The organism is Pseudoroseomonas cervicalis ATCC 49957 (genome assembly GCF_000164635.1).
GTDB lineage: Bacteria > Pseudomonadota > Alphaproteobacteria > Acetobacterales > Acetobacteraceae > Pseudoroseomonas > Pseudoroseomonas cervicalis.
In genome coordinates, this window is sequence record NZ_GG770777.1 from 127,960 (window position 1) to 154,897 (window position 26,938).

The 26,938-nt window shown below is 71.7% G+C and carries 27 protein-coding genes; 18 read left to right on the top strand and 9 right to left on the bottom strand.

All coding sequences use genetic code 11. The features are described 5' to 3' along the window. Positions 1 to 587: chromate transporter (locus HMPREF0731_RS00540; protein WP_007002016.1), on the bottom strand; the 587-nt coding region annotated here is incomplete at its 3' end. 398 nt (positions 588 to 985) lie between these two features. Here HMPREF0731_RS00540 and HMPREF0731_RS00545 point away from each other — a divergent pair. The 6 genes from HMPREF0731_RS00545 to dksA all read left to right on the top strand — a co-directional run bounded on the left by HMPREF0731_RS00545 (position 986) and on the right by dksA (position 5,129). Continuing rightward, a complete protein-coding gene (locus HMPREF0731_RS00545) occupies positions 986 to 1,726 on the top strand; it encodes a GntR family transcriptional regulator (protein ID WP_007002017.1) in 741 nt (246 codons plus the stop codon). A gap of 141 nt (positions 1,727 to 1,867) precedes the next feature. Then, positions 1,868 to 2,071, top strand: a complete 204-nt coding sequence (gene rpmF, locus HMPREF0731_RS00550; protein WP_007002018.1) for a 50S ribosomal protein L32 — start codon at positions 1,868 to 1,870, stop codon at positions 2,069 to 2,071. 32 nt (positions 2,072 to 2,103) lie between these two features. After that, on the top strand, positions 2,104 to 3,204 hold the full coding sequence (plsX, locus tag HMPREF0731_RS00555; protein WP_281015335.1) for a phosphate acyltransferase PlsX: 1,101 nt from the start codon (positions 2,104 to 2,106) through the stop codon (positions 3,202 to 3,204). 35 nt (positions 3,205 to 3,239) lie between these two features. Then, positions 3,240 to 4,190, top strand: a complete 951-nt coding sequence (locus HMPREF0731_RS00560; RefSeq protein ID WP_007002020.1) for a beta-ketoacyl-ACP synthase III — start codon at positions 3,240 to 3,242, stop codon at positions 4,188 to 4,190. Positions 4,191 to 4,312: 122 nt separating this feature from the next. Further along, a complete protein-coding gene (locus HMPREF0731_RS00565) occupies positions 4,313 to 4,531 on the top strand; it encodes a hypothetical protein (protein WP_007002021.1) in 219 nt (72 codons plus the stop codon). A gap of 184 nt (positions 4,532 to 4,715) precedes the next feature. Then, positions 4,716 to 5,129: an RNA polymerase-binding protein DksA gene (dksA, locus tag HMPREF0731_RS00570; protein ID WP_211207894.1), complete on the top strand. Its 414-nt coding sequence runs from the start codon at positions 4,716 to 4,718 to the stop codon at positions 5,127 to 5,129. A 79-nt stretch (positions 5,130 to 5,208) separates the two neighbouring features. Here dksA and HMPREF0731_RS00575 read toward each other — a convergent pair whose 3' ends face one another. After that, complete coding sequence (locus tag HMPREF0731_RS00575) at positions 5,209 to 6,420, bottom strand: DUF1501 domain-containing protein (RefSeq protein WP_007002023.1); 1,212 nt, start codon at positions 6,418 to 6,420, stop codon at positions 5,209 to 5,211. Beyond that, positions 6,417 to 7,739: a DUF1800 domain-containing protein gene (locus HMPREF0731_RS00580; RefSeq protein ID WP_007002024.1), complete on the bottom strand. Its 1,323-nt coding sequence runs from the start codon at positions 7,737 to 7,739 to the stop codon at positions 6,417 to 6,419. Before HMPREF0731_RS00580 ends, HMPREF0731_RS00575 begins: the two co-directional genes overlap by 4 nt. 429 nt (positions 7,740 to 8,168) lie before the next feature. On the opposite strand from HMPREF0731_RS00580, the gene fusA reads away from it, so the two are divergent. Continuing rightward, entirely contained in the window at positions 8,169 to 10,262 is a 2,094-nt protein-coding gene (gene fusA, locus HMPREF0731_RS00585) for an elongation factor G (protein ID WP_007002025.1), read from the top strand. Positions 10,263 to 10,270: 8 nt separating this feature from the next. Then, the gene (locus HMPREF0731_RS00590; RefSeq protein WP_007002026.1) at positions 10,271 to 10,585 is read left to right on the top strand and encodes a hypothetical protein; all 315 of its coding nucleotides are present in this window, start codon (positions 10,271 to 10,273) and stop codon (positions 10,583 to 10,585) included. Positions 10,586 to 10,607: 22 nt separating this feature from the next. On the opposite strand, the gene HMPREF0731_RS00595 is transcribed toward HMPREF0731_RS00590, so the two are convergent. Next, positions 10,608 to 10,862 (bottom strand): hypothetical protein, encoded by a 255-nt coding sequence (locus HMPREF0731_RS00595; RefSeq protein ID WP_211207873.1) that lies wholly within the window; start codon positions 10,860 to 10,862, stop codon positions 10,608 to 10,610. 187 nt (positions 10,863 to 11,049) lie between these two features. Here HMPREF0731_RS00595 and HMPREF0731_RS00600 point away from each other — a divergent pair, with 187 nt between their 5' ends. Both HMPREF0731_RS00600 and HMPREF0731_RS00605 read left to right on the top strand, forming a co-directional pair. Further along, entirely contained in the window at positions 11,050 to 11,349 is a 300-nt protein-coding gene (locus HMPREF0731_RS00600; RefSeq protein ID WP_007002028.1) for a hypothetical protein, read from the top strand. After that, positions 11,289 to 11,690, top strand: coding sequence for a hypothetical protein (locus HMPREF0731_RS00605; protein ID WP_040611807.1), 402 nt, complete (start codon positions 11,289 to 11,291; stop codon positions 11,688 to 11,690). The genes HMPREF0731_RS00600 and HMPREF0731_RS00605 overlap by 61 nt, the downstream gene beginning before the upstream one ends. On the opposite strand, the gene HMPREF0731_RS00610 is transcribed toward HMPREF0731_RS00605, so the two are convergent. Together HMPREF0731_RS00610 and HMPREF0731_RS00615 are read right to left on the bottom strand one after the other, a co-directional pair. Next, positions 11,677 to 13,200 (bottom strand): YifB family Mg chelatase-like AAA ATPase, encoded by a 1,524-nt coding sequence (locus tag HMPREF0731_RS00610; protein WP_007002030.1) that lies wholly within the window; start codon positions 13,198 to 13,200, stop codon positions 11,677 to 11,679. The genes HMPREF0731_RS00605 and HMPREF0731_RS00610 overlap by 14 nt on opposite strands. Positions 13,201 to 13,253: 53 nt before the next feature. After that, positions 13,254 to 14,285 carry a histone deacetylase family protein gene (locus tag HMPREF0731_RS00615; protein ID WP_007002031.1) on the bottom strand — a complete coding sequence of 344 codons (1,032 nt, stop codon included), beginning with the start codon at positions 14,283 to 14,285 and terminating at the stop codon, positions 13,254 to 13,256. 144 nt (positions 14,286 to 14,429) lie between these two features. On the opposite strand from HMPREF0731_RS00615, the gene HMPREF0731_RS00620 reads away from it, so the two are divergent. Genes HMPREF0731_RS00620 through HMPREF0731_RS00650 form a run of 7 tightly spaced genes read left to right on the top strand, consistent with a single transcriptional unit; the run spans position 14,430 to position 23,451 of the window. Next, entirely contained in the window at positions 14,430 to 15,962 is a 1,533-nt protein-coding gene (locus tag HMPREF0731_RS00620; RefSeq protein WP_007002032.1) for an ABC transporter substrate-binding protein, read from the top strand. A 9-nt stretch (positions 15,963 to 15,971) separates the two neighbouring features. Then, positions 15,972 to 16,958, top strand: a complete 987-nt coding sequence (locus tag HMPREF0731_RS00625; RefSeq protein ID WP_007002033.1) for an ABC transporter permease — start codon at positions 15,972 to 15,974, stop codon at positions 16,956 to 16,958. Then, positions 16,955 to 17,800, top strand: coding sequence for an ABC transporter permease (locus HMPREF0731_RS00630; protein ID WP_007002034.1), 846 nt, complete (start codon positions 16,955 to 16,957; stop codon positions 17,798 to 17,800). Before HMPREF0731_RS00625 ends, HMPREF0731_RS00630 begins: the two co-directional genes overlap by 4 nt. Beyond that, positions 17,797 to 19,410: an ABC transporter ATP-binding protein gene (locus tag HMPREF0731_RS00635; RefSeq protein ID WP_007002035.1), complete on the top strand. Its 1,614-nt coding sequence runs from the start codon at positions 17,797 to 17,799 to the stop codon at positions 19,408 to 19,410. Before HMPREF0731_RS00630 ends, HMPREF0731_RS00635 begins: the two co-directional genes overlap by 4 nt. 10 nt (positions 19,411 to 19,420) lie before the next feature. Next, positions 19,421 to 20,710, top strand: a complete 1,290-nt coding sequence (locus tag HMPREF0731_RS00640) for an ArgE/DapE family deacylase (RefSeq protein WP_007002036.1) — start codon at positions 19,421 to 19,423, stop codon at positions 20,708 to 20,710. Next, positions 20,707 to 21,963: a Zn-dependent hydrolase gene (locus HMPREF0731_RS00645; protein WP_007002037.1), complete on the top strand. Its 1,257-nt coding sequence runs from the start codon at positions 20,707 to 20,709 to the stop codon at positions 21,961 to 21,963. Before HMPREF0731_RS00640 ends, HMPREF0731_RS00645 begins: the two co-directional genes overlap by 4 nt. Positions 21,964 to 21,966: 3 nt before the next feature. After that, positions 21,967 to 23,451, top strand: coding sequence for a M81 family metallopeptidase (locus HMPREF0731_RS00650; protein WP_007002038.1), 1,485 nt, complete (start codon positions 21,967 to 21,969; stop codon positions 23,449 to 23,451). Positions 23,452 to 23,494: 43 nt separating this feature from the next. Here HMPREF0731_RS00650 and HMPREF0731_RS00655 read toward each other — a convergent pair whose 3' ends face one another. The 3 genes from HMPREF0731_RS00655 to HMPREF0731_RS00665 form a co-directional block, all read right to left on the bottom strand. Beyond that, positions 23,495 to 24,421, bottom strand: coding sequence for a sugar kinase (locus HMPREF0731_RS00655; RefSeq protein ID WP_007002039.1), 927 nt, complete (start codon positions 24,419 to 24,421; stop codon positions 23,495 to 23,497). Continuing rightward, a complete protein-coding gene (locus HMPREF0731_RS00660) occupies positions 24,418 to 25,050 on the bottom strand; it encodes a bifunctional 4-hydroxy-2-oxoglutarate aldolase/2-dehydro-3-deoxy-phosphogluconate aldolase (protein WP_007002040.1) in 633 nt (210 codons plus the stop codon). Before HMPREF0731_RS00660 ends, HMPREF0731_RS00655 begins: the two co-directional genes overlap by 4 nt. A gap of 100 nt (positions 25,051 to 25,150) precedes the next feature. Then, a complete protein-coding gene (locus HMPREF0731_RS00665) occupies positions 25,151 to 25,429 on the bottom strand; it encodes a hypothetical protein (protein WP_007002041.1) in 279 nt (92 codons plus the stop codon). Between the two features lie 178 nt (positions 25,430 to 25,607). Here HMPREF0731_RS00665 and HMPREF0731_RS00670 point away from each other — a divergent pair, with 178 nt between their 5' ends. After that, a complete protein-coding gene (locus tag HMPREF0731_RS00670; RefSeq protein WP_007002042.1) occupies positions 25,608 to 26,897 on the top strand; it encodes an Hsp70 family protein in 1,290 nt (429 codons plus the stop codon). The last annotated feature ends 41 nt before the right edge of the window (positions 26,898 to 26,938 follow it).

Below are 26,938 nucleotides of genomic sequence, written 5' to 3' on the forward strand. Positions count from 1 at the left end.
TCGGCCGGGCCGCCGGCGGCGGGGGCGCGCTGCAACGCGCCGGGCGCGGCGAAACCCACCAGCGCCGCGCCCAGCACCACCAGGGGAAAGGGCAGTTGCAGCGCGAACAGCGCCAGGAAGGCGGCCAGCGCCAGCGCCCAGGCCAGCGCCCCGTGCAGGGCGCGGCGGGCGACCTTGGCCAGCGCCTCCACCACCAGCGCCAGCACGGCGCATTGCAGGCCGAAGAACAGCGCGGCGACCAGCGGCACCTGGCCGAATCCGGCATAGAGCAGGGAGAGCGCCAGCATCACCGCCACGCCGGGCAGGATGAAGAACAGCCCGGCCACCAGCCCGCCGCGCACGCCATGCATCAGCCAGCCGAGATAGGTGGCCAGCTGCTGCGCCTCCGGCCCCGGCAGCAGCATGCAGAAATTGAGCGCGTGCAGGAACCGGGCCTCGCCGACCCAGCGCTTCTCCTCGACCACGGCGCGGTGCATCAGCGCGATCTGCGCCGCCGGCCCGCCGAAGGAGAGGCAGCCGATTCGCCACCACAGCCGCATCGCCTCGCCGAAGGGGGGCTCATCCCCTGCCTTGTCACCACCCCGCATGCGCCGCTCCCTTCGCCTGCCCCGGTGGCAAGGCTTAGCCGTGGGACGGACAGGCGGGCAGGGGCCTTGCGCGAAGCTTTCGCGAAAGATGACGGGGCGATGAAGCCAAGCCACAGGCCGGAGGCGGGGAGAGGGCCGGAATCGCGGACGGCGCCCTGGCATGGCCGGGCGCCGTCGTCACGCTTTCTGTGTCCCTTTTCGGGACTTCCTCCCCAAACTCGGCCTGCAGAGCAATCCCGAGAGACCCGACCTTAGCAGGTCTTGTATAAGACACAAGTCTGTCTTTGACCGATGCCTTGATCCGGCCACGCGGATCGTGAACACAGCCTTTCCCGAACCCGCCGCACCCGTCACGCCTGTCTTTCCACCCCATCTCGCCACGAGGTCTCCCGCCCGCCATGCCGATGCCCGCCGCCCCGTCGCCGCGACTGGACGCCCGCCCGCTCTACCGCCAGGTGGAGGACATTCTCATCGGGCGGATCGTCGGCGGCGACTGGCCGCCCGGCCATCTGCTGCCCTCGGAGCCGGAGCTCGCCGCCGAACTCGGGGTTTCCCAGGGCACGGTGCGCAAGGCGCTGGCGGCGCTGGAGCAGCGCCACCTGATCGACCGCCGCCAGGGGCGTGGCACCACCGTCGCCCGCCACACCAGCGAGACGGCGCGCTACACCTTCTTCCGGGTGCGCGACCTCAGCGGCCGCGCCGTGGTCTCGCGCATCCAGGTGGTTTCCTGCGTCCCCGGCACGGCCGAATCCGGCGAGGCGGCGCTGCTCGGCCTGGAGGAAGGCGCGCCGGTGATCCGGCTGCGGCGGATTCGCCTGCTCGATGGCTCGCCGCGAATCTTCGAGCGCTGCACCCTCTCCGCCGCCGTCTTTCCCGGATTCTCGCTTGCCCCTGGCGAGCTGCCGACCGAGCTTTACGTGCTGTTCCAGCGCAGCCACGGGGTGACCGTCTCGCGCGCCGAGGAGGAGCTGTCGGCGGCGCCGGCGGATGCCGAGACGGCCGCCGCGCTGGGCCGCCCCGAGGGCACGCCGCTGCTGATGGTGCAGCGTATCGCCTATGATGTTGCCGATCGGGCGGTGGAGGTGCGGCTGTCGATGATCGACACCGAGCGGCACCGCTACGCCGTCCGGCTCGACTGAATCGCGGCCGCGCCAGGGCCGCGCCTCGCACCCGGGCGGGGCCGTAGTGCTTGCACCCCGGGGGGCGGGGTGGTAATGGCGCCGCCTTCCTTGATTTCCGCTGACTCTACACAGCACGTTTGAGAAGAGAGGCCCGGCGCCATGGCCGTTCCGAAGAAGAAGGTTTCGCCCTCCCGCCGCGGGATGCGCCGCAGCCACGAGGCCCTGTCCACCCAGGCGCACCACGAGTGCCCGAATTGCGGCGAGCTGAAGCGCCCGCACCATGTCTGCGCGTCCTGCGGCCATTATGACGGCCGTGAGATCGTCCCGGCCGGCAAGGCCCTGAAGGCCGCGGTCCGCACCTGACACCTGCTGAACGCCGACAGGACATCGATACCTTGTCGCAGGTCCCAGTGCCGCAGGGCGGGGGGCGCGAGCCCCAGGTGGCCGGCAGCTTCGCCCTGGCCATCGACGCCATGGGCGGGGACCATGCCCCGGACTCGGTGCTCGACGGGCTTGAGATCGCCGCGGAGCGGCATCCCAAGGCCCGCTTCCTGCTGGTGGGGGATGAGGCGCGGCTGACCGCGCTGCTGGCCAAGCGGCCCCGCGCCGCGAAAGCCTGCACCATCCGCCATGCCGCCGAGGCGATCCCCGGCGACATGAAGCCGACCGCCGCGCTGCGGGTCCGCAACTCCTCCATGCGCATCGCCATCGATGCCGTGGCGGGGGGCGAGGCCGCCGGCGTGGTCTCGGCCGGCAACACCGGCGCGCTGATGGCGCTGGGCAAGATCGTGGTGAAGTCGCTGCCGGAAATCGACCGGCCGGCGCTCGCCGCCATCGGCCCCTCGGCCCGCGGCGACGTCGTGCTGCTCGATCTCGGCGCCAACATCGTCTGCGACCCGCGCAACCTGGTCGAGTTCGCGGTGATGGGCGATGCCTTCGCCCGCGCCGTGCTCGGCCTGACCAGCCCCAGCATCGGCCTGCTGAATGTCGGCAGCGAGGAGCTGAAGGGCGACGACCGCGTCCGCCAGGCGGCCGAGATGCTGCGCGAATCGCCGCTGGCCGGGCAGTTCCACGGCTTCGTCGAGGGCCACGACATCACCGCCGGCACCGTCGACGTGGTGGTGACCGACGGCTTCACCGGCAATGTCGCGCTGAAGACAGGCGAGGGCGCCTTCAAGCTGGTGGGCAGCCTGCTGAAGCAGGTCTTCACCTCCTCGCTGGCGGCCAAGCTCGGCTACCTGCTGGCGCGCCCGGCGCTCGACCGGCTGCGCGAATGGATGGATCCGCGCCGCTACAATGGCGCGGTGCTGATCGGGCTGAACGGCGTCGTGGTGAAGAGCCATGGCGGCACCGACGCGCTGGGCTTCGCCCATGCGGTGGATGTCGCCATGGACATGGTCACCCATCGCTTCAACGAGCGTATCCGTGAAGGTCTGGCCGCCCTGCCGCCGCGCAACCGGCCGGTGGTGGCCGAACCCGGCGCCGCCGCCCGCTGAGGGCCGGCCCGGTCTGGGATTGGGAAGCACGCCGCATGAGTCCTCGCGCCCTGATCGCCGGCACCGGCGGCTACCTGCCCGCGCTGGTGCTGGACAATGACAGCCTGGCCGCGCGCCACGGCCTCGACACCTCCGACGCCTGGATCCGCGAGCGCACCGGCATCCGCCAGCGCCACCTGGCGGCGCCGGGCGAGAAGGCCAGCGACATGGGCGCCGCCGCCGCGCGCGCCGCGCTGGAGCAGGCGGGCCTCGACACCAGCGCGGTGGACGGCATCATCGTCGCCACCGCCACGCCGGATGCGCCGTTTCCCTCCACCGCCGCGCGGGTGCAGGCGCTGCTCGGCGTCAGCCGTGGATTCGCCTTCGACCTCGCCGCCGCCTGCACCGGCTTCGTCTACGCGCTCTCGGTCGCGGATGCGATGATCCGCGCCGGCCAGGCGCGCTGCGTGCTGGTGATCGGCGCCGAGGTCTTCTCCCGCATCCTGGACTGGACCGACCGCGGCACCTGCGTGCTGTTCGGCGACGGCGCCGGCGCCGTGGTGCTGCGCGCCGCGGAGGAGAGCGAGGCCGGGCGCGGCGTGCTCTCCTGCCATCTGCACGCCGATGGCCGGCATGGCGACATCCTGCAGGTCGAGGGCGGGCTGCTGCGCATGGCCGGGCGCGAGGTGTTCCGCCACGCCGTGTCCAAGCTGGCCTCGGTGGTGGACGAGGCGCTGGCCGCCAACGGCCTGGCCAAGTCCGACGTCGCTTGGCTGGTGCCGCACCAGGCCAATCAGCGCATCATCGACGCCATGGGCCGCAAGCTCGGCCTGCCGCCGGAGCGGGTGGTGGTGGCGGTGGACCGCCATGCCAACACCTCCGCCGCCTCGATCCCGCTGGCGCTGGCCGAGGCGACGCGCGACGGCCGCATCGCCCGGGGCGACCTGGTGCTGATGGAGGGTATCGGCGGCGGGCTGACCTGGGGCGCGGCGCTGGCGCGCTTCTGACGCGCCCCTTCCCCTGGCGGACCCGGCGCCCGCCCGCAAGGGGGCTTGCCGGCGGCCACGCTCATGCCATCTCCTGCGGCACCCGCCGGCGCGCGCCGCCCGCCGGCCGCAGGAGAATCCCGATGGCCGAGACGCGCGACCGCCCGACTTCCCGCCCCGACCCCGCCCTCCCGCCGCCCGATGCCGCGCCGCCGGCCGAGGCCGAGTGGCACAAGCCGCAGCGCCCCGCCTTCCACCCGGAGGAGGGCGGCAGCGACCGCTCCGACTGGGGCAGCCTGGCCAAGGCGGTGCTGCTGGGGCTGGCCGCCATCGCCATCCTGGCCTGGCTGCTCTCGCGCTGAGCCGCCCAGCCCGCGGGCAGGCTGCGCAGGGGGCGGGCAGAGATCGGCATGGCATGGAAATTTCATGTGAATCCCGGTCCAGCTGCCTCTTGGCTTGGCACCCCCGGCGCCTGTATGGTCCGGCCGCCCTGGGGGACCGGAACCGCAACCGGACCTCCTTCGGTCGGGGGATCGAACAACAATGCTGATCACGGTGCCGCCAGACTATCGGCCTTCTGATTCCGAAGACTTCATGAACCCCCTGCAGCAGGAATATTTCCGCCAGAAATTGCTGCGCTGGCGCCAGGATCTGCTGCGCGAGGCCGGTGACACCCTGGCCAGCCTGAGCGAGGGCGGCATCGCCGAGGCCGACATGACCGACCGCGCCAGCGTCGAGACCGACCGGGCGCTGGAGCTGCGCACCCGCGACCGCGCCCGCAAGCTGATCTCCAAGATCGACCAGGCGCTGGACCGGATCGAGAACGGCACCTACGGCTATTGCGAGGAGACGGGCGAGCCGATCGGGCTGCGCCGGCTCGAGGCGCGGCCCATCGCCACCCTGTCGATCGAGGCGCAGGAGCGGCATGAGCGCATGGAGCGCGTCCACCGCGACGACTGACCGCCGGGGCGCCGCCCCGCTGACGCCGCGAAAGCCCGGCCCGCGTCCGCGGGGCCGGGCTTTTTTCATGCGCGGGCCGTCAGCCGCGCAGCAGGCCGCGCTTCGGCGCCACGCCCTCGCTGCCGGGGAAGGCGGCGGCCAGCGCCGCGTCCGGCAGGCGCAGATGGTCGCGCAGCAGCGCCTTGGCCGCCTCGCGCAGATCCAGGCTGGGCTGCAGGTCGCGATCCTCGAACAGCTTGCCGCGGCCGAGGCCGGGCCAGTCCGCCACCACCTTGCCGCCGGCCACCGCCCCCCCCAGCAGCAGCGCGGCGCCGCCGGTGCCATGGTCGGTGCCGCCGGTGCCGTTGACGCGTACGGTGCGGCCGAATTCGGTCATCACCAGCACGGCGGTGTGCCGCCAGGCGGGGCCGGCGGCGCTGCGCAGCGCCTCCAGCCCGTCATCGAGCTGGCCCAGCTGGCCCCTCAGCCGGTTGGACTGGGAGGAATGCGTATCCCAGCCGCCCAGCTCCAGCGCGGCGATGCGGGGACCATCCGCCTCGGCCAGCAGACGCCCGGCGGTCGCCGCCAGCACGGGGAAGGCGTTGCGGCCGCGATCCTGGTCCAGCACGCCGCTGGCATAGCCGCGCGCGCGCAGCCCCTCCTGCACGGCGGGGCCCAGCAGCGGGTCGTCATGCGCCAGATCGGCCAGCCGGGCATAGAGCTCGGCCGGCGGCGCCTCGCCGCGCTGCGGGGTGTAGACGCTGACCGGGCGCGGCCCGCGCAGCAGCAGCGGCAGGTCGTAGCCCAGCGCCAGCCCGGCCCGCGCGCCCTGCGCGGGGTCGGGGGCCATGGCCTGCAGCGCGCGGTTCAGCCAGCCGGAGGAAAGGCGGGACTCGGCGCCGCTCTCCATCAGGTCCTGCGCGTCGAAATGGCTGCGGGTGCGGTAGGGGCCGGCGACCGCGTGCAGCACCAGCGCCTCGTTGCGCTGGTACAGGGCGTGTACCTTGTCCATCGACGGGTGCAGGCCGAAGAAGCCGCCCAGCTCCAGCAGCCCGCCCTCCTGCCCGGGCTCGGGCAAGGCGAGGGGACCGCGCAGCTCGCGCAGCGCGGCATCGCCATAGGGCTGCACCACGGCCAGCCCGTCCAGCGCGCCGCGCAGCAGCACGACGACCAGGCGCGCCTCGCCACGCCCGGCGGTGCTGGCGGGGCTGGCGACCGCCAGCCGGGCCTGGCCGAGGGCGGCCAGGGCGGTGAGGCCGAGCAGCAGGCCGCGCCGGCCGATCCTCGGCTGATGGGGGCGGAACAGGGTCATCGGCGCTGGAACTCCGGGCTGGCCAGGAGAAGGGTGATGCCGTCGCGCAGCGAGCCGGCGCGGCGCACGGCGTCGAGCGTCTGCGGCCGGGCCAGCGGGCCGAGCGCCACCTCGGCCAGCTGCGCCGGGTCGTGCCGGCTGAAGCGGCCGGCGATGTCATGCGCCCGCTCCATGCGCTGCAGCGGCATCTCGGGGGAGAGCCATTCCTCCGCCCGGTCGGGCCAGCCCTTCGGCGAGGGCGCCGTCCAGTAGGGCTGGCCGAGCGCGGCGCAGGTGCCGATGGCCAGGTTGGCGTGGCGGGCCTCGGCGCCCAGGGCGCGCAGCGCGGCATAGGTGAAGTCCTGCGGCGCGCGCAGCTTGGTCAGCGGCGTCTCCCAGGCCTCGGGCGCCTCCAGCAGGGCGGCGGTCGCCAGGCCGAGATCGCCGCGGCTGTCGCGCAGCGCCGCGAAGACCCGGCGCACCGCGGCCGGCGGCGGGTCGTCGGCGACGAAATGCCGCACCAGCTTCTCGGCCAGGTGGCGATGCGTCGCCTCGTGATTGGCCAGGAAGCGCAGCGCGCGCTCGATCTCCGCCTCGCCCTCGCCGAAGCGCTGGCCGAGGATGCGCTTCTCGCCCGGCTCGTGCCGGCTGGCGGCGAAGACGGTGCCGCTCTGCTCGCCGCGCCGCAGCAGGGAGAGGCCGGTCAGCAGCAGGGCGAACTGGGTCACGTCGCGCTGGGTGTAGCCGGCGGCGGGGGAGAGGGTGTGCAACTCCAGGATCTCGCGCGCCAGATTCTCGTTCAGGCCGCGGCCGCTGCGCTGGCCGGTCGGGCTGTTCGGGCCCATCGAGCTGGTCTGGTTCAGGTAGAGCAGCATGGCCGGGTGCCGCTCCGCCGCCAGCACCATGTCTTCCAGCTTGCCATTCACATGCGGGCGGATGGCGCTGCGCAGATACTCGCCGGTGAGCAGGAAGACGCCCCCGGTGCGCCGGCTGACCGTGAAATGATTGGCCCAGAACAGCACCAGCCGCTCGCGGAAGCCGGCCGGGGTGGTCAGGCAATGCGCCGCCTGGGCCAGGTTCTCGGCGCGGTAGAGCTTGGCGCGGGGCGCGTTCTGGCCGGCGGCGAGCACCGCCTCGCGGCCCATCCGGTCCTCCTCGGCCCAGACGGCCATCACCTCCGACAGGGTGGGCGAATGGTCCCAGCCCTCGGGCGGGGCGGGCGGGATGTCGGGCTGCCGCAGCTCCGCCAGCAGGGCGGCGCGCGGGTCGGACGCCAGGGGCTGGTCCGGGCGGGCGCCAAGGCCGAAGCGGATCGCGGCGTGCATGCTGCGCGTGTCCATGGCCCACTTATTTAACATGGCGCTGCCCGCTGCTCTGCAACAAAGGGTGACCTGAGGCGGCCGTGAACCGGGCTCGTTGCGTTCTTACCGCTTGCAATGGCGGCCGATCCGGTGCATCTGCCGGCCCGACGGTGGGTGCGGTGAATCGCCCCTGAGGGCCTGCGGGCTGCTCCGGGCATTGGCCGCCCCGTCGGTTCCGGGACACCGTTCGGCCTGTCGGCAGCGGCGCAGCAGGGGCTTCCCTGCCCGCCGCCGCCCCCAGTGCAGCAGGGGCCGGGACCGGCTTCTGCCAGGCTCTGCCGAGGTTGCGGGACGCGACGCCGCGCTCCGGGCCACGGTTCTGGTTCCCGCGCGGCTCGTCCGCGTGATATTGGTCAGGGCGGCGGCTGCCGCACAACATTTGTTCGCGCGGCCTCTGCCGCGACGCGTATGGAGGCCCCCGTGGCGCGCACCCCGCTCGATAAGATCCGCAATATCGGCATCACGGCGCATATCGACGCCGGCAAGACGACGACGACCGAGCGGATCCTGTATTACACCGGCAAGTCCCACAAGATCGGTGAGGTCCACGAGGGCAACACCACGACCGACTACATGGAGCAGGAGCGTGAGCGTGGCATCACGATCACCTCCGCCGCCGTGACGGCCGAGTGGAAGGGCCACCGGATCAACGTCATCGACACCCCGGGCCATATCGACTTCAACATCGAGGTCAATCGCTCGCTGCGCGTGCTCGATGGCGCGGTGTTCGTGATCGAGGGCGTGGCCGGCGTGCAGCCGCAGTCCGAGACCAACTGGCGCCTGGCCGACCGCTACAACGTGCCGCGCATCATCTACATCAACAAGCTGGACCGCACGGGCGCCGATTTCTATCGCGCCGCGGCCACGCTGACCGAGAAGCTCGGCATCACCTGGGTCGCCCTGCAGCTGCCGATCGGCATCGAGGACAGCCTGAAGGGCATCGTCGACCTGGTCGAGATGAAGTCGCTGATCTGGGAAGGCGACGAGCTGGGCGCCAAGTACCATGAGGCGCCGATCCCCGACGACCTGAAGGACAAGGCCGCCGAGTACCGCCAGCTGCTGCTCGACACCGCGCTCTCGGTCGACGACGCGGCGATGGAAGAGTATTTCGACAAGGGCGACGTCTCGGTCGAGACCCTGAAGAAGTGCATCAAGAAGGGCACGATCTCCGGCGCCTTCCGCCCGGTGGTCTGCGGCTCCTCCTTCAAGAACAAGGGCGTGCAGCCGCTGCTGGACGCCGTGTGCGACTACCTGCCGAGCCCGGTCGAGGTCGAGGGCATCATGGTCGCCCCCGAGGAGGGCCAGGATGAAGACGCGCCGCGCCGCATCATCGAGGTGAGCGAGACCGCGCCCTTCTCGGCGCTCGCCTTCAAGATGATCAACGACAAGTACGGCAACCTGACCTTCATCCGCGTCTATGCCGGCGTGGTGCGCCAGGGCGACACCGTCCTGAACACCGCCAAGGGCAACAAGGAACGCATCGGCCGCATGTTCCAGATGCATGCCGACAAGCGTGAGGAAGTGAAGGAAGTCTACGCCGGCGACATCGTGGCGATCGTGGGCCTGAAGGACACCCTGACGGGTGACACCCTGGCCGACCCCGCCGACCCGGTGGTGCTGGAGCGCATGGCCTTCCCGGTTCCGGTGATCGACATCTCGGTCGAGCCGAAGACCAAGGACGGCGTCGAGAAGATGACGCTCGGCCTGCAGAAGCTGGCCGGCGAGGACCCCTCGCTGCGCCTGAAGACCGACCAGGAGACCGGCCAGACCATCCTGTCCGGCATGGGCGAGCTGCATCTCGAGATCATCATCGACCGCCTGAAGCGCGAGTATGGCGTCGACGCCAACATCGGCGCGCCGCAGGTGGCCTATCGCGAGACGATCACCAAGGCGCACACCGAGACCTACACCCACAAGAAGCAGTCGGGTGGCTCGGGCCAGTTCGCCGAGGTGAAGATCACCTTCGAGCCGAAGGAGCGGAACGAGGGCATCGAGTTCGTCAACGCCGTCGTCGGCGGCACGGTGCCGAAGGAGTACATCCCGGCGGTCGACAAGGGCATCAAGGTCCAGGCCGAGACTGGCGTGCTGGCCGGCTTCCCGACGGTGGACTTCAAGTTCACCCTGTCCGACGGCAAGTACCACGACGTCGACTCCTCGGCCCTGGCCTTCGAGATCGCCGCCAAGGCCTGCTTCCGCGAAGGCATGAAGAAGGCCGGCCCGGTCATCCTCGAGCCGATCATGGACGTCGAGGTGACCACCCCGCAGGACCATGTCGGTGACGTCGTGGGCGACCTGAACCGCCGCCGCGGCATCATCCAGAGCCAGGACATGGCCGGCACCTCGGTCATCGTCCGCGCCCATGTGCCGCTGAAGGAGATGTTCGGCTATATCTCCAACCTGCGTGGCATGACGAAGGGCCGCGCGTCCTTCTCAATGTCCTTCCACCACTATGATCCGGTGCCGCGCAACGTCGCGGACGAGATCATGGCGAAGAGCGCCTGAGGACGACGATGCGGCTCCGCTGGCAGCGCGGCCGCATCGAAGACCCCGGCCCCGGTGCGGCGGACCCGCACCGGGCGCTGGAATGGGTGGGTTGTGACGACGCGGGCGATCCCATCGCCCGCGTCGTTCGCGTTCGGGGGCCGGTCTGGTTCCGCTGGCACCTCCGCCACGCCGTCGCGCTGGACGAGGAGGCGCGGGTGGTCGAGCTGCGCCCGAGCGTGGCCGAGAATCGCTGGCTGGTGGTGGTGCGCGACCAAGTGGTGGGCCGCGCCCCGCTGCCATTGCAGGCGGTGCGCCGGGCCGAGGCGGCGCTGGCCCTCTAGCCGGACGCGGGTGGCGGTGCCGTCAGACCGGCAGGCAGCGCACGATGTCGCGGTGGCCGCGCGCCAGCACCGGGCGGGTGCCCTCCGGGCAGGCGGTGGTGGCGTTGCGCGCCGCCGGCGCCAAGCCGCGGTCCCAGGGGGTGCGGTCGATGCCGCGGTCGCAGCGGCCGGGCGCGCCCTTCACCGGCGAGCCGCCATTCGGGCAGAGCCAGCGGCGGATCGCCTCCAGCTGCGCCGCGCTGGGGCGGCGGGGGGGCTCGGCCAGGGCAGGGGCCACAGCCCCGCACAGGGCCAAGCCAAGCAGCAAAGCGGACAGGGCGGGGCGTGCCATCGGGCGGGCTTACCACGGCCCGCGCCGCGTCGCGCGGCGGAATCGCGGACCCTGCAGCGCGCCGGCTTCGGGTCGTCAGATGAAAAAATCTTCACTCTTGAATCCGGCGGCGCGCGGGACAACATTGCCCTGCATGGACCCGCGCCCGCATGACCGCCCCGTTCTGGACATGACCCCGGAAGGCGAATTCCGTGACCCCGCGCCGCGCCCGACCACTTGGCTGGACCGCGTGCTGATGCGGCTCGGCGGGGTGGCCGCCCTGGTGGCCATCGTCGCCGCCGGCATCGTCGTGGCCGGCATCGCGGTGGCCTTCTTCGCTCTGGCCCTGCCGGTGGCGCTGGTGGCCGGGTTGGTTGCCTTCGGCAGCCTGTGGTGGCGCGCCCGCCGCAATGGCGGCGGGATGCGCGGCTTCGCCACCATGACGCGGCGCTGACGCGGCCAAGCCCTCTCTTCCCCCTCGACCCCCGGCGGCTCTATGAGGTCGGGGAGGATGGCCGCGCCTACACGGCCGAACGCCCCGATGACCGGCGGCAGGACCGGCTGCGCCGGCAGGCGCGGCTGTGGTGGCTGCTCGGCACCGGCAGCAACGGGCTGAGCATGTCCGCCGCCGCGCTCGGCTATGTGCTGGGCGGCCGTGCCGTGGGCGCCGGGCTCGGCCTGTTCGTGCTGGCCACCCTGCCGCTGCTGGCGGTGGCGCCCTGGCTGCAATGGCGCAGCCAGCGGGTGCGGCACCGCGCCCATGCGCGGCGGCCGGACGGCTTCAGCCGGGGCTGACCACCCGCTCCGGCACGCCGCGCTGGCGGTAGGTCAGCGCCTCCGCCACATGCGCCCGGCCGATCCCCGCCTGCTGCGCCAGATCGGCGATGCTGCGCGCCACCCGCAGGCAGCGGGTGAAGCCGCGATTGGACAGGCCCAGCCGCTCGGCCGCCGTCTCGGCCAGGGTGAGCGCCTCGGGCAGGGTGTCGCGCAGCAGCGCCTCCAGCGGCAGGTCGGCGTTGCGCCGCCGCTCCCCCGCCGCGCGGTCGCGCTGGAACTCCCGCACCGCGCGGATGCGCGCCGCCACGCTGGCCGAGCTTTCGCCGCGCGGCGCCCGCGCCAGCTCGGCCGGGCGCACCGGTGCCATGCCGATGGTCATGTCGATGCGGTCCAGCAGCGGGCCGGAGAGGCGGGCCTGATAGGCCTCGCCGCAGCGCGGCGCCTGGCCGCATTCCCGCGCGCCGTTGCCCAGATGGCCGCAGCGGCAGGGATTCATCGCCGCCACCAGCTGGATGCGCGCCGGATAGGTGACATGCGCGGCGGCGCGGCTGACCACGCATTGCCCGCTCTCCAGCGGCTGGCGCAGCGCCTCCAGCGCGGGGCGGGCGAATTCCGGCAGCTCGTCCAGGAACAGCACGCCGTGATGCGCCAGGCTGATCTCGCCCGGCCGCGCCCGGCCGCCGCCGCCCACCAGCGCCGCCTGGCTGGCCGAGTGATGCGGCTCGCGGAACGGGGGCCGCGCCGAGATGCGCCCGGCCTCGATCAGCCCGGCGACGCTGCGCACCAGGCTCAGCTCCAGCGCCTCCTGCGGCGTCAGCTCGGGCAGCAGGCCGGGCAGGCGCTGCGCCAGCATCGACTTGCCGGCGCCGGGTGGGCCCACCAGCAGCAAATTGTGCTGCCCGGCCGCGGCGATCTCCAGCGCCCTTTTGGCGCTTTCCTGGCCGCGGATATCGGAGAGGCAGGGGCCTTGGCTGTCCTCCGCGGCCCGCTCCGGCGCCGTCGGCGGAGAGAGGATCTGCCGCCCCGTCAGATGCGCGATCAGCTGTTGCAGGCTCTCGGCCGCCACCACCTCCAGCGGCCCGGCCCAGAGCGCCTCCGCCCCCTGCGCGGCGGGGCAGACCAGGCCGAGGCCCCGATTCGCCGCCGCCAGCGCCGCCGGCAGGATGCCGGCCACCGGGCCGATGGCGCCATCCAGCGCCAGCTCGCCCAGCGCCGCCAGCAGCGCCATCTCGTCGCGCGGCACGATGTCCATGGCGGCGAGCAAAGCGAGGGCGATGGGCAGGTCGAAATGCGGCCCCTCCTTCTGCAGCCCGGCCGGCGCCAGATTGACCAGGATGCGCTTCGGCGGCAGCGACAGGCCAAGCCCGTTCAGCGCCGCCCGCACCCGCTCGCGGCTCTCGGCCACCGCCTTGTCGGGCAGGCCGACCAGGGTGAAGGCGGGCAGGCCGCTCGCGATCTGCACCTGGATCTCGACCGGCAGGGCCTCGATTCCGGCGAAGGCGAAGCTGGCGACGCGGGCGATGCTCATGGAACGGAACGGTATCGTTCCGCCACCCTGCCTTCAACCGGCAGGCGAGGGGGCTAGCGCCCCCAGGCCTCCAGGAAGCGCCGCAGCAGCGTGCCGATGACCTGGGTGTTGTAGCCGCCCTCCTGCACGATCACCGTGGGCAGGCCCAGCCCCGAGAGATGCCCGGCGGCGCGGGCGAAGCCGTCCTCGGTGATCTTCAGGAAGCTCAGCGGCTCCTGCTCCGAGGCATCGAAGCCGAGCGGCACCACCAGCGCCTCGGCGCCGAAATCGCGGGCGCGCGCGGCGGCCTGCGCCACCGCTTCCAGCCAGGCGGCATCGGTGCTGCCGAGCGGCAGCGGCAGGTTCACATTGCAGCCCGCGCCCGCGCCGGCGCCGGTCTCCCCGGCATAGCCGACATACCAGGGGTAGTAGCCCGCCGGGTCGCCATGCACGGAGATGGTCAGCACGTCGCCGCGCTCCCAGAAGATGCCCTGGGTGCCGTTGCCGTGATGCGCGTCGATGTCGATGACGGCGACGCGCGCGGCGCCCTTCTGGCGCAGCCGCTCCACCGCCAGCGCGCTGTTGTTGACATAGCAATGCCCGCCGGCGCGGGCGGCATAGGCATGGTGGCCGGGCGGCCGCGACAGCGCGTAGGCCGCGCCGCCCGCGGCCGCGGCATCGGCCGCCGCCAGCGCGCAACTCGCGGCACCGAGAATCGATTCCCAGCTGCCCGGCCCGATCGGGCAGGCGGTGTCGGCGGTGTACCAGCCGGTGCGGCCGACCATGGCGGCCGGCAGCGTGGCGCCCTGGGCCAGCATCTCGGGCGAGGGGTGCATGTTCGCCACCACCTCCGGCCCCTTCTCCGGCAGCTTCGCCCATTCGGCGGCGGCCTCGGAGAGGAAGCGGACATAGTCCGCATCATGCACGGCGTGCAGCGCCTCGGGCGCCACGGTGGCCGGCGTCTCGACGGCCAGGCGCATCGCGTGCAGCGCGCCGAGCAGCGCCTCGGCGCGCGCCGGCACCTCGAAATGCGGGCGCACCTGGCCGCGCTGGAGGAAGAATTGCGGCGCGTGCCGCGACTGGTCGGGATGGGCAAAGGCTCGCATGGGAAAAGGCTAGGCGCGACAAGTGCCCTTGTCGATCCGTCCGGCGCAGGTCTAGCGTTCGTTCCAGGGAAGTTTCATCGGGAGACGAAAATGGGCGTTTCACGTCGCAGCCTGCTGGCTGCAGCGGCCGCTACCCCCTTGCTCATGCGCGTGGACGACGCGCTGGCGCAGGGCATCCAGCCGAAGCGCGGCGGCACGCTGACCACCATCGTCAATCCCGAGCCGCCGGTGCTGCATGTCGGCGTCAACAACCAGGCGCCGACGCTGATCGTCGGCGGCAAGATCTTCCAGGGCCTGCTGCGCTACGACGCGAAGCTGAACCCGATGCCGGAGCTGGCGAAGAGCTGGGAGATCAGCCCCGACGGGCTGGAATACACCTTCCGCCTGCAGGAGAACGTGAAGTTCCATGACGGGCGGCCGATGACGGCCGAGGACGTCGTCTTCTCGATCATGAAGTTCCACATGGAGGTCTCGCCCCGCGCGCGCGGCGTCTTCGCCCGCATCAAGGAGGGCGTGGCGGTCGATCCGCACACGGCGAAGTTCGTGCTCTCCGCGCCCTTCGAGCCCTTCCTGCTGATGTTCGACGTCACCGTCTCGGCCATCGTGCCGAAGCACCTGTTCGACGGGCAGGATTACCGGCAGGCGCCGGCGGTGTCGCGGCCCGTCGGCACCGGGCCGTTCAAATTCGTCGAATGGCAGCGCGGCAATTTCATCCGGCTGGAACGCTTCGCCGATTACTGGAAGCCGGGCCAGCCCTATCTGGACGCCATCATCTACCGCGTCGTGCCCGACAGCCAGAGCCGCCGCCTGGCGCTGGAATCGGGCCAGGTGCAGCTGACCCAGTCGAACGACATCGAGCCCTTCGACATCCCGCAGATGCGCGCCCGCCCGAATCTGGAGGTGCAGACCACGGGCTGGGAATATTTCGGCCCGCTGATGTGGCTGGAGCTCAACCACCGGGTGAAGCCGCTCGACGATGTGCGCGTGCGCCAGGCGCTGGCGCACGCCATCAACCGCGACTTCATCGCCCAGCGCCTGTGGTTCGGCATCGGCAAGCCGGCGACCGGGCCGATCTCCAGCGCCACGCGCTTCTACGATGCCAGCGCGCGCATGCCGGCCTACAATGTCGACGCCGCGAAGAAGCTGCTGGACGAGGCCGGGCTGCGGCCGAACGCGCAGGGCGTGCGCTTCTCGATCAAGCATCTCAGCCTGCCCTATGGCGAGGTCTTCACCCGCCTCGGCGAGTTCCTGAAGCAGTCGCTGCGCCAGGTGGGCGTCGACCTGCAACTGGAAAGCGTCGATGTCGGCAGCTGGGCGCAGCGCACCGCCAACTGGGAATTCGATACCACCATCAACTACCTCTACCAGTATGGCGACCCGACGCTCGGCGTCGAGCGCAGCTATGTCTCGACCAACATCAAGAAGATCCTGTTCTCCAACGTCGCCGGCTACGCCAATCCGCGGGTGGACGAGCTGTTCACGCAGGGCCGTGACGCCGCCGACCCGAAGCAGCGGCAGGAGGCGTTCAGCGCCGTGCAGAAGCTGCTGGTGCAGGAGGTGCCGCTGGTCTGGCTGATGGAGATGTCCTTCCCCACCATCCATGACAAGAAGCTGCACAACGTCATCACCTCCGGCGCCGGGGTGCATGCCAGCTTCGACGACGTCTTCCTGGCCTGACCGGCGGGCATGGCGCCGTCGCTGCTGCCCCGCTTCCTGCTGGGCCGCCTGGTGAAGGCGGCGATCGTCATCCTGGCGATCGTCGTCTGCAATTTCTTCCTGATCCACGCCGCCCCCGGCGACCCGGCGAGCATCATCGCCGGGCAGTCGGGCGCGGCCGATGCCCGCTTCCTGGAGCAGCTGCGGGCGCAGTTCGGGCTGGACCAGCCGCTCTACGTGCAGCTCTGGCTCTATCTGAAGGGCGTGCTGACGCTCGATCTCGGCTTCAGCCACCGCCAGCAGGTCTCGGTCGCGACGCTGCTGTGGGACCGGCTGCCGGCCACGCTGCTGCTGACCGGCGCGGCCTTCCTCTTCGCCATCACCGCCGGCGTCGCCATGGGCGCGCTGGCGGCCCGCCGCGTCGGCGGCTGGGGTGACACCATCATCACCATCCTGGCGCTCACCTTCTACGCCACGCCGCTCTTCTGGGTCGGGCTGATGCTGGTGCTGCTGTTCAGCGTGGCGCTGGAATGGCTGCCCTCCTTCGGCATGGCCTCGGTGGGTGTGGAACTGCATGGCATCGACGCGGTGCTGGATGTGGCGAAGCATCTGGTGCTGCCGGGGCTGACGCTCGGCCTGTTCTATGTCGCGGTCTATGCGCGGCTGTCGCGCGCCACGATGCTGGAGGTGGCCGACCAGGATTTCGTCAAGACGGCGCGCGCCAAGGGCGTGCCGGAGGGGCGCATCCTGCGCCGCCACATCCTGCGCAACGCGCTGCTGCCGGTGATCACCTTCGCCGGCATCCAGGCCGGGCAGCTGATCGGCGGCTCGATCCTGGTGGAGACGGTCTTCGCCTGGCCGGGCATCGGCCGGCTGGCCTTCGAGGCACTGCTGGCGCGCGACTACCAGGTGCTGATGGGCGTGTTCTTCTGCACCAGCGTCATGGTCGTGCTGTTCAACCTGATCACCGATCTCCTCTACGCGATCGTCGATCCGCGCGTGGAGGTCGCCCGATGAGGGAATTCTGGCGCAACTACCGGCGCAACCGCGGCGCCGTGCTGGGCCTCGTCATCCTGGCGCTGGTGCTGGCCATCGCCGCCTCCGCCCCGCTGCTGTTTCCCGGCAATCCCTGGGACATGGCGGGCATGCCCTTCGCGCCGCCGGGCGAGATGGGCATGCTGCTCGGCACCGACAGTCTGGGCCGCGACCTCGCCGCCGGCATCGCGCATGGCGCGCGGGTCTCTTTGCTCGTGGGTGCGGTCTCGACCGTGGCGGCGCTGGCCATCGGCGTCAGCCTGGGCGCCATCGCCGGCTATCTCGGCGGCCTCGCCGACGACCTGGTGATGCGCTTCACCGAATTCTTCCAGACCATCCCGAGCTTCGTGCTGGCCATCCTGATCGTCGCCATCTTCACGCCGACGCTCGGCTCCATCGTCTTCGCCATCGCCATCGTCTCCTGGCCGCCGGTCGCGCGCGTGGTGCGGGCGGAGTTCCTGTCGCTGCGCTCGCGCGAATTCGTCCAGGCCTCCGAGGTGCTGGGCAAGTCGCGGCTCTCCATCGTGCTGGGCGACATCCTCCCCAACGCCCTGTCGCCGATCGTCGTGCTCTCCTCGCTGATGGTGGCCTCGGCCATCCTGCTGGAAAGCGCGCTCTCCTTCCTCGGGCTCGGCGACCCCAACACCATGTCCTGGGGTTTCCTGATCGGCTCGGGCCGCAGCGTCATCCGCATCGCCTGGTGGATGAGCGTGTTTCCCGGCATCGCCATCTTCCTCACCGTGCTGTCGCTCAACCTGGTGGGCGAGGGGCTGTCCGATGCGCTGAACCCGCGCCTGGCGCGCAACCGCGGGGGCAAGCCATGACCCGTCTGCTGACCGTCGATTCTCTCACGGTGGCCCTGCCGCCGGGCGCCGACCGGCCGCATGCCGTCGAGGATCTGTCGCTGCATCTCGATGCCGGCGAGATTCTCTGCGTCGTCGGCGAAAGCGGCTCCGGCAAGTCGATCACCGCCAACACGGTGATGGGGCTGCTGCCGAAGGGCCTGCCGGTGAAGCAGGGCCGCATCACCTTCGAGGGCGAGGACATCCTCGGCCTCTCGGCCGAGGCGCTGCGCTCCCGCCGCGGCCGCCGCATGGCGATGGTGTTCCAGGAGCCGATGACGGCGCTGAACCCGCTGATGAAGGTGGGCGACCAGATCGCCGAGGCGCTGCAGGTGCATGGCAAGGGCAGCGAGGCGAAGGCGCGTGTGCCGGAGCTGCTGGCGGCGGTGAACCTGCCCGACCCGGCGGCGATCGCGCGCATGCATCCCTTCCGTCTTTCGGGTGGGCAGCGGCAGCGCGTGATGATCGCCATGGCCCTCGCCCTGGAACCCGCGCTGCTGATCGCCGACGAGCCGACCACCGCGCTCGACGTCACCACGCAGATGCAGATCCTGCGGCTGATCCGCGAGATCCAGTCGCGCCAGGGCATGGGGGTGATGTTCATCACCCATGATTTCGGTGTGGTGGCGGAGATCGCCGACCGCGTCGCGGTGATGCAGCGCGGCCGCATCGTCGAGCAGGGGCCGGCGGCCGAGATCCTGAACCGGCCGCGGCACCCCTATACCCGCGCGCTGATCGCCGCCGTGCCGCATGGCGCGCCGCCCGATCGCCCGGCGATCCGCCCGGCGCCGGTGCTGTCGCTGCAAGGCGTCACCAAGACCTATCAGCGCGGCGGCTGGTTCGGCGCGCGCGCCACGGTGCGTGCCGTCCACGACGCCGACTTCACCCTGAACAAGGGCGAGACGCTGGGGCTGGTCGGCGAAAGCGGCTCCGGCAAATCCACGCTCGCCCGCTGCGTTGTGCGTCTCGTCGAACCCGAACAGGGAGAAATCCTGTTCCACGGCAAGGATCTGCGGCCGCTGTCGCGCCAGGGCTGGCTGCCCTATCGCCGGCGCATCCAGATGGTGTTCCAGGACCCCTATGCCTCGCTGAATCCGCGCCGCAAGGTGGGCGACGCGATCACCGAGGGGCCGGTGACGCATGGCGTGCCGGTGGCCGAGGCGCGCGAGCGGGCGCGCGAATTGCTGCGCCTGGTGCGGCTCGACCCCTCGGCCATGGAGCGCTACCCGCACGAGTTCAGCGGCGGCCAGCGCCAGCGCATCGGCCTGGCCCGCGCCCTGGCCATGCAGCCGGAGCTGCTGATCGCCGATGAGCCGGTCTCGGCGCTCGACGTCTCGGTGCAGGCGCAGGTGCTGGAGCTGCTGGCCGAGATCCGCCAGCGCCTCGGCCTGACCATGCTGTTCATCACCCATGATCTGCGCGTGGCGGCGCAGATCTGTGATCGCATTGCGGTTATGCGGCGCGGCGCCATCGTCGAGCAGGGCCCGACTTCGCAGGTGTTTGGCGCGCCGAAGCACGAATACACCCGGGCCCTGCTGGACAGCATCCCCGGACGGGAGTGGACTCCTCCCGCTCTGTCCGAATCTGCCTGAAGGAAACTCCATGCCTGCTCTCGATCCGGGTGTCCGCCGCGCTATCCTCGACGCCGTGACGGCGCTGGAGGGCGAGTCCGTGGCGGCGCTGGAGCGCCTGGTCCGCTGCCCCTCGACGCTCGGCAACGAGGCCTCGGCGCTGGAGGAGATGGCGCGGAACTACGTTGCCCTCGGCCTCGCCCCGCGCCGCGTGCCGACGGTGCCGGAGCAATTGGCGTCGCATCCCGGCTTCTCGCCGCCGCTCATCTCCTATGAGGGGCGCGACAATGTCGTGGCCGTCCACACCCCGCGCGAGAAGAAGGGCCGCAGCCTGGTGCTGCAGGGCCATGTCGATGTGGTGCCCGAGGGCGCGGCCGAGATCTGGGCGACGCCGCCCTACGAGCCCTCGATCCGCGACGGCCGCATGTATGGCCGCGGCGCCGGCGACATGAAGGCGGGCGACATCTCCAACGTCATGGCCTTCCGCGCGCTGCAAATGGCCGGGCTGCAGCCGGCGGCCGAGGTGCAGTTCCAGTCGGTGATCGAGGAGGAATGCACCGGCAATGGCGCGCTGGCCTGCATGCTGGCCCTGCCGAAATGCGACGCCGTCATCATCCCCGAGCCCGGCCCGGGGGTGGAGGGCCTCTACACCGCCGAGGTCGGCGTCATCTGGGCCTGGGTGACGGTGACCGGCCGGCCCGTGCATGTGCGCGACATGCAGGCCGGCGTGAACGCCATCGAGGCCGCTTATGTCATCTCCCAGCGCTTCAAGGCCTATGAGGCGGAGATGAACCGGGCGGAGAACATCCACTCCTCCTTCTTCGGCGTGAACCACCCGGTCAACGTCAATTTCGGCACGGTGCAGGGCGGCGAGTGGAACAGCTCGGTGCCGACCCGCGCCAAGATCGGGCTGCGCGTCGGCATCATGGTCGGCAACACGGCCAAGGCGGTGAAGGCCGATATCGAGCGCCTGGTGGCCGAGGCCGCCGGCGATGAGCGGCTGCGCGGCACCAAGGTCGCGCTGGAATTCGCCGGCTTCATGGCCGATCCCTGCCTGTTCGACAAGGAATCGGAGATTGTGCGCATGGTGCAGCGCCATTTCTCCGAGGCGAATGGCCGCGAGCTGCGCGACTACCCGGCCTCCGGCCTCACCGATGGCCGCTTCTTCGAGCTCTACCAGAGCACGCGCGTCGCCTGCTTCGGCCCGGACGCCGATTCCATCCATGGCATCGACGAAAGCGTCGGGCTGGAGAGCTTCCACGCCACCACGCGCACCATCGCGCTGACCATGGCCGAATGGTGCGGGGTGGAGAAGGCATGAGCATCCGCACCAACCTCCCCGTCTCCGGCGCCAGGCTGTGGGACAGCCTGATGCGGATGGCGCGCATCGGCGGCACGGCGAAGGGCGGCTGCAACCGCCAGACCCTGACTGATCTCGACGCCGAGGGCCGCGCTTTGCTGCAATCCTGGGCCGAGGCGATCGGCTGCCGCGTCACCACCGACCGCGTCGGCAACATGGTGATCCGGCGCGAGGGCAGGGACCCCGCACGGCCGGCCATCGCCATGGGCAGCCATCTCGACACCCAGCCCACCGGCGGCAAGTTCGATGGTGTGCTGGGCGTGCTGGCGGGGCTCGAGGTGCTGCGCGCCCTGCATGAATCGGGCATCGAGACCGAGGCGCCGGTGGTCCTCATCAACTGGACCAATGAGGAAGGCGCCCGCTTCTCGCCGCCGATGATGGGCAGCGGTGTCGCCATGGGCCTCTTCACCGAGGCGGAGGTCCTGGCCAAGACCGACCCCGCCGGCGCCGTCTTCGGCGAGGAACTGTCTCGCATCGGCTGGCGGGGCGAGGCCGACCCCACCGCCCTGCAATCCCTCGGCGCCTATTTCGAGCTGCATATCGAGCAGGGCCCGCTGCTGGAACGCGCCGGCATCCCGGTCGGTGTGGTGGATCGCGCCCTCGGCCAGCTCTGGCTCGACGTCACCGTCGAGGGCGAGGATTTCCACGCCGGCGGCGCCATGGGCCCGCGCCGCGACGCCATGGTCGGCGCCGCCATGCTGGTGCAGGCGGTAGAGGAGATCGCCCTCGCCGCCGGCGGCGATGGCCGCGGCACGGTGGGCCGGCTGCTGGTCACGCCCGACAGCCGCAACGTCGTGCCCAGCCGGGTCTGGTTCAGCGTCGATTTCCGCCATGGCGACCCTGACGCCCTGGCCGCCATGGGACGCGCCCTGGAACAGCGCGCCGCCGCGCTGGCGGAGAAGCGCGGCCTCACCATCCGCGTCGAGCCCTTCTGGGAATTCCCGCTGACGCCCTTCGATCCCGGACTGGTCGAGGCGCTGCGCCAGGCCGCGCGGGGCCGTGGCCTGGCCTTCCAGGAGATGCCGACCGGCATTGGCCATGACGCCGTCTATGTCGCCCGCCGCCTGCCGACGGCGATGATCTTCGTCCCCTGCGAAGGGGGCATCAGCCACAACGAGGCCGAGGCCATCACGCCCGAATGGGCCGAGGCCGGTCTGGTGGTGCTGGCCGATGCGGTGCTGGCCACCGCCGGCCGCGCCACGGGAGGAGAGTGAGAGATGCGCATCGCCCTGGGCGGCTTCCTGCATGAGAGCCATTCCTTCGCCCCGCGTTCGACGGGGTGGGAGGAGTTCCGCAGCCCCGGCGGCTTCCCCGGCTTCCAGCGCGGCGCCGGGCTGCTCGACACGCTGCGCCCCACCTCCGTCCCCGCCGCCGGCGCCATCGAGCGCGCCGAGGCGCTGGGCGTCACCCTGGTCCCGCTGGCCTGGAGCTTCGCCAACCCCGCCGGCCCGGTGACCGAACAGGCCTTCGAGCGCATCAGCGCCTGCATCATCGCCGATCTCGCCGACGCGCTGGATGCCGGCAAGCTGGATGGCGTCTATCTCGACCTGCACGGCGCCATGGTGGCGGAAGGCTTCCCGGATGCGGAGGGCGAGTTGCTGCGCCGCGTCCGCGCCGTGGTCGGGCCCGACATCCCCATCACCGCCAGCCTCGACCCGCATTGCAACCTGACCCTGCAAATGGTCGAGATGGCGGACGCGCTGGTGCCCTTCCGCACCTATCCGCATGTCGACATGAAGGCGGCCGGCGCCCAGGCCATGCAGCTTCTGGCCGACCGCATCGCCCGTGGCACCCCCTTCGCCCGCGCCTTCCGCCAGGCCGAGTACTGGATGCCGCTGACCACGCAATGCACCATGGTCGAGCCGATGCAGGGCGTCATGGCCACCCGCGCCGAGCTGGCGCGGCGCCCGGGCGTCGCCGAGCTCGGCTTCTGCTTCGGCTTCCCCTATGCCGATTTCGCCGATTGCGGCGTGGCGCTCGCCTGCTACGCCGAGGACCAGGCCGCCGCCGACCAGGCCGCCAACGCCCTGCTGGCGGTGCTGGCGGAGCGTGAACCGCTTTTCGCCGGCAGCGCCCTGCCGGCGGCGGAGGGCGTGGCGAAGGCAAAGCAGATCGCCGCATCCGCCACCAAGCCGGTGGTGCTGGCCGACACCCAGGACAATCCCGGCGGCGGCGGCCATGGCGACACCACCGGCCTGCTGGCCGAGCTGGTGCGCCAGCAGGCCGACGCCACCCTCGGCCTGATCAACGACGCCGAAAGCGCCGCCGCCTGCCACGCGGCGGGCGAGGGCGCGGAGCTCGACCTCAAGCTGGGCGGCAAGTCGGATGGCGTGCCCTTCGAGGCACGGGTGAAGGTGCTGCGCCTGACCGATGGCCGCTTCACCTGCACCGGGCCGATGAGCGCCGGCAACCCGGCCGATCTCGGGCCCTCGGCGCTCATCGCCATCGGGCCGGTCAAAATCATCATCGTCAGCCGCAAAATGCAGGCGCATGACCAGGCGCTGTTCCGCCATATCGGCATCGAGCCGGCCCAGGAAAACATCCTGGCGCTGAAGAGCAGCGTGCATTTCCGCGCCGATTTCCAGCCCATCGCCGAACAGGTGCTGGTCGTCGCGGCGCCAGGGCCGGTGCTGGCCGATCCCTCCTCGCTGCCCTTCCAGCACCTGCGGCCAGGGCTGCGCACGCGGCCGCGCGCGGCGTAAGCAAGAGAAGGCCGGGGGGACAGGGTCCCCCCGGACCCCGCCTTCAGTTCGCCAGCAACGCCCGCACCGCCTCGGGGCGGGGCATGGGCGCGACGGCGCCATAGCCCGTGGTCGCCAGCGCGGCGGCGGCATTGGCGTAGCGCGCGGCATCTTCCAGGCTGTCGCCCTGGGACAGCCGGGCCAGGAAATTGCCGGCGAAGGTGTCGCCGGCACCCGTCGCATCCACCGCCTTCACGCTGTGGCCGGGCAGGGTGGTGCGGCCCTCCCGCGTCGCCACCATCACCCCCTGGCGGCCGAGCTTCAGGATCACCTGCGGCACCATCGCCAGATAGACATCCGCGATGGCATCGGGATCCTCGAGGCCGGTCAGCGCCATGGCGTCGTCATGGCTGGGGAAGGCGATGTCGGCCATGCGCAGCGAGGCATGGATCACCGCCCGCGCCCGCGGCAGCGGCCAGAGCGCGCGGCGCAGATTGGTGTCGTAGCTCACCATCGCGCCGCCCGCCCGCGCCAGCTCCATGGCATGGAAGCAGGCATCGCAGGCGCTGGCCGAGATCGCCTGGCTGATGCCGGACAGGTGCAGGATGCGCGTCGCCTTCAGCGCATCCTCCGGCATGTCGGCCGGCGCCATGCGGCTGGCGGCGCTGCCGGCGCGGTAGAAGGTGAATTCATGCCCCTGCGCGCCATGCGTCACGAAATAGATGCCCGTCGGCGCATCCTCGCGCTGGGCCACCGTGCTGGCATCCACCCCCTCGGCGGCCCACAGCGCCAGGAAGCTGCGCCCCGGCGCGTCCCGCCCGATGGCGGAGACATAGCCTGCCCGCGCCCCGGCCCGCGCCGCGGCGATGGCGGCGTTGGAGGTGTCGCCGCCATGCCCCTCCAGATACAGGGCGCGGCCATTCTCGTCCGGCGGCAGCTGGTTGAATTCCAGCATCGGCTCGCCGAGGCACAGCACATCCAGCCTTCTCATGCCTGGGCAATCCCCAGCGCCTCGCGCGCCGCGTCCTGCACCACCTCGCGCCGGCCGGCGGCGATCGCCGCCTCGTCCACCAGCTTGCCGCCGATGCCGACAAAGGCCGCGCCGGCGGCGATGTAGTCGCCGGCATTGCGCGCATCGACGCCGCCCGTGGGGCAGAAGGCGGTGGTCGGGAACACCGCCCGCAGCGACTTGATGTGCGCAGGCCCGCCCACCGAGCTGGCCGGGAAGATCTTCACCACATCCGCCCCGGCCTGGCGCGCCGCGCGCACCTCGGTCGGCGTCAGCGCGCCCATCATCAGGCAGGCGCCGGAGTCGCGGCAGGGCGCGGCCAGGGACGCATCCACCCAGGGCGAGACGATGAAGCGGGCGCCGGCCGAGATGCAGGCCTCGGCATCCGCGGCGGAGGGCACCGTGCCGGCGCCGACCAGCAGGCCGGGTTCGCCCGCCAGCTCGCGGATCACCGAGAGCGCGTCCGGAATGGTGAGGGTGATCTCGAAAATGGTGATGCCGGCCTCGCGCAGCCAGGCACAGGCGGTGGCGGCGTGCTGCGCGGTGCTGGTGCGCACCACGGGCACGATGCGCGCGGCGCGGAACTGCGCGATCAGCGGATGCGGGGTCATGGGCTCGGCCTCCCGGCAATGGTGCGGAAAGGCTAGCCCCCGTGCCGCGCGGCGGGAAGCGGGGCGGGGCAGGCGGCCCGTCGCCGCCCGCCGCCCGGCCTCAGCCCAGCGCGGCCATCTTCTCGGCGGTGCGCTCCAGCGCGCGGGCCGCCTCATGCGCGTGGCGCACCTTCACCGCCGTCTCGCCCAGCGTGTCGTGGTAGCGGTGGACCTGCGAGGCCAGGCCGTTCGTGGCGCTCTTCAGTTCCTGCAGGTTGCTGCGGAACAGCGCCACCGCCTCGGCCTGCTCCGCCAGCGCGGCTTCAAGCTTCCGCAGCGCGAGGCGAAGCCGATCCTGCGGCTGGCCGGGGAAGGCAAGGATGGAGGCGGTGTTGTCCATGGCGGGGCCTCGGCTCGATCTGTTGATGAGTTGTTAACAGACGATGGCCGCGTAAAGCCATCTCAAAAATCGAGACACTCGTAAAAAAACCGGGATAGCCCGCTCCGCCGCGCCGGGCGGGTTTTCCCGGCCGGCCCGATCTGCTCTAACGCGCGCCCCTCAGCGCGGAGAGGCTATCATGGCCGAAACCATCGGACTCGATTTCGGCACCACCAACAGCGTCATCGCGCTGCGCGGCGAGGATGGGGCCGTCGGCACCGTCCGCTACGCCGTGGGCGGAGCCGAGATCGACACCTTCCGCTCGCTCCTCTGCTTCTGGGCCGAGGAGACCGGGCCCAGCCGTGGCCGCCTGCAGCACGCTGCCGGCCCCCTGGCCATCGAGGCTTATCTCGACGATCCGCTGGGCTGCCGGCTGATCATGTCGATGAAAAGCTACCTGGCCAGCCGCAGCTTCCAGGAGACCCGCATCTTCGGGCGCAGCTACGGGCTGGAGGAGCTGATCTCGCTCTTCCTCCGCGCCCTGCTGGGCAGCACGCCGGAGGGCGCCGCGCTGGCGCGGGCCAGGGTGGTGGCCGGCCGCCCGGTGCGCTTCGTCGGCGAGCAGGCGGACGACGCCCTGGCCACCACCCGCCTGACCGCCGCCTTCCGCGGCGCCGGCTGGAGCGACATCGTGCTGGCGCTGGAGCCGGAGGCGGCCGGCCACCGCTTCGCCGCCACGCTGGACGGGCCGGCCACCGTGCTGGTGGGCGATTTCGGCGGCGGCACCAGCGACTTCTCGCTGATGCGCTTCGACCCTGGCGCGGCGCCGGGACGCCGCGTCACCGCGCTCGGCCATGCCGGGCTCGGCATCGCCGGCGACGCCTTCGACTACCGCATCATCGACCATGTGGTCTCGCCGCGGCTGGGCAAGGGCGACAGCTACCGGGTGATGGGCACCGCCCTGCCGGTGCCGCCCAGCTTCTACACCAGCTTCGCCCGCTGGCACCGGCTGTCGCTGATGCGCGCGCCGCGCACCATGCGCGAGATCGCCGAGGTCGCCCGCGCCGCCGACCACCCCGACAAGCTGCACCACCTGATGCGGCTGGTGGAGGACGAGACGGGCTACGCGCTCTACCAGGCCGTCTCCGGCGTGAAGGCGGCGCTGTCGCGCGCCGACAGCGCCGCGCTGTCCTTCCGCCACGGCGATTTCGTGCTGGAGGAGACCATCCGGCGGGAGGATTTCGAGAGCTGGATCGCCCCCGAGCTGACCCGCATCGGCGCCGCCGTGGACCAGGCGCTGGCCGATGCCGGGCTGGCGGCGTCGGCGGTGGACAAGGTGTTCCTCACCGGCGGCACCTCGCTGGTGCCGGCGGTGCGCCAGCTGTTCGAGCGGCGCTTCGGCGCCGCGGCGGTGGCGCAGGGCGGCGAGTTCGTCTCGGTGGCCGAGGGGCTGGCGCTGATCGGCGCCGAGCGCGCCCTGGCGGCCTGAGGCGGCCGCCTCAGCCGGCGCGGCGCTGCCGGAAGGCGGCG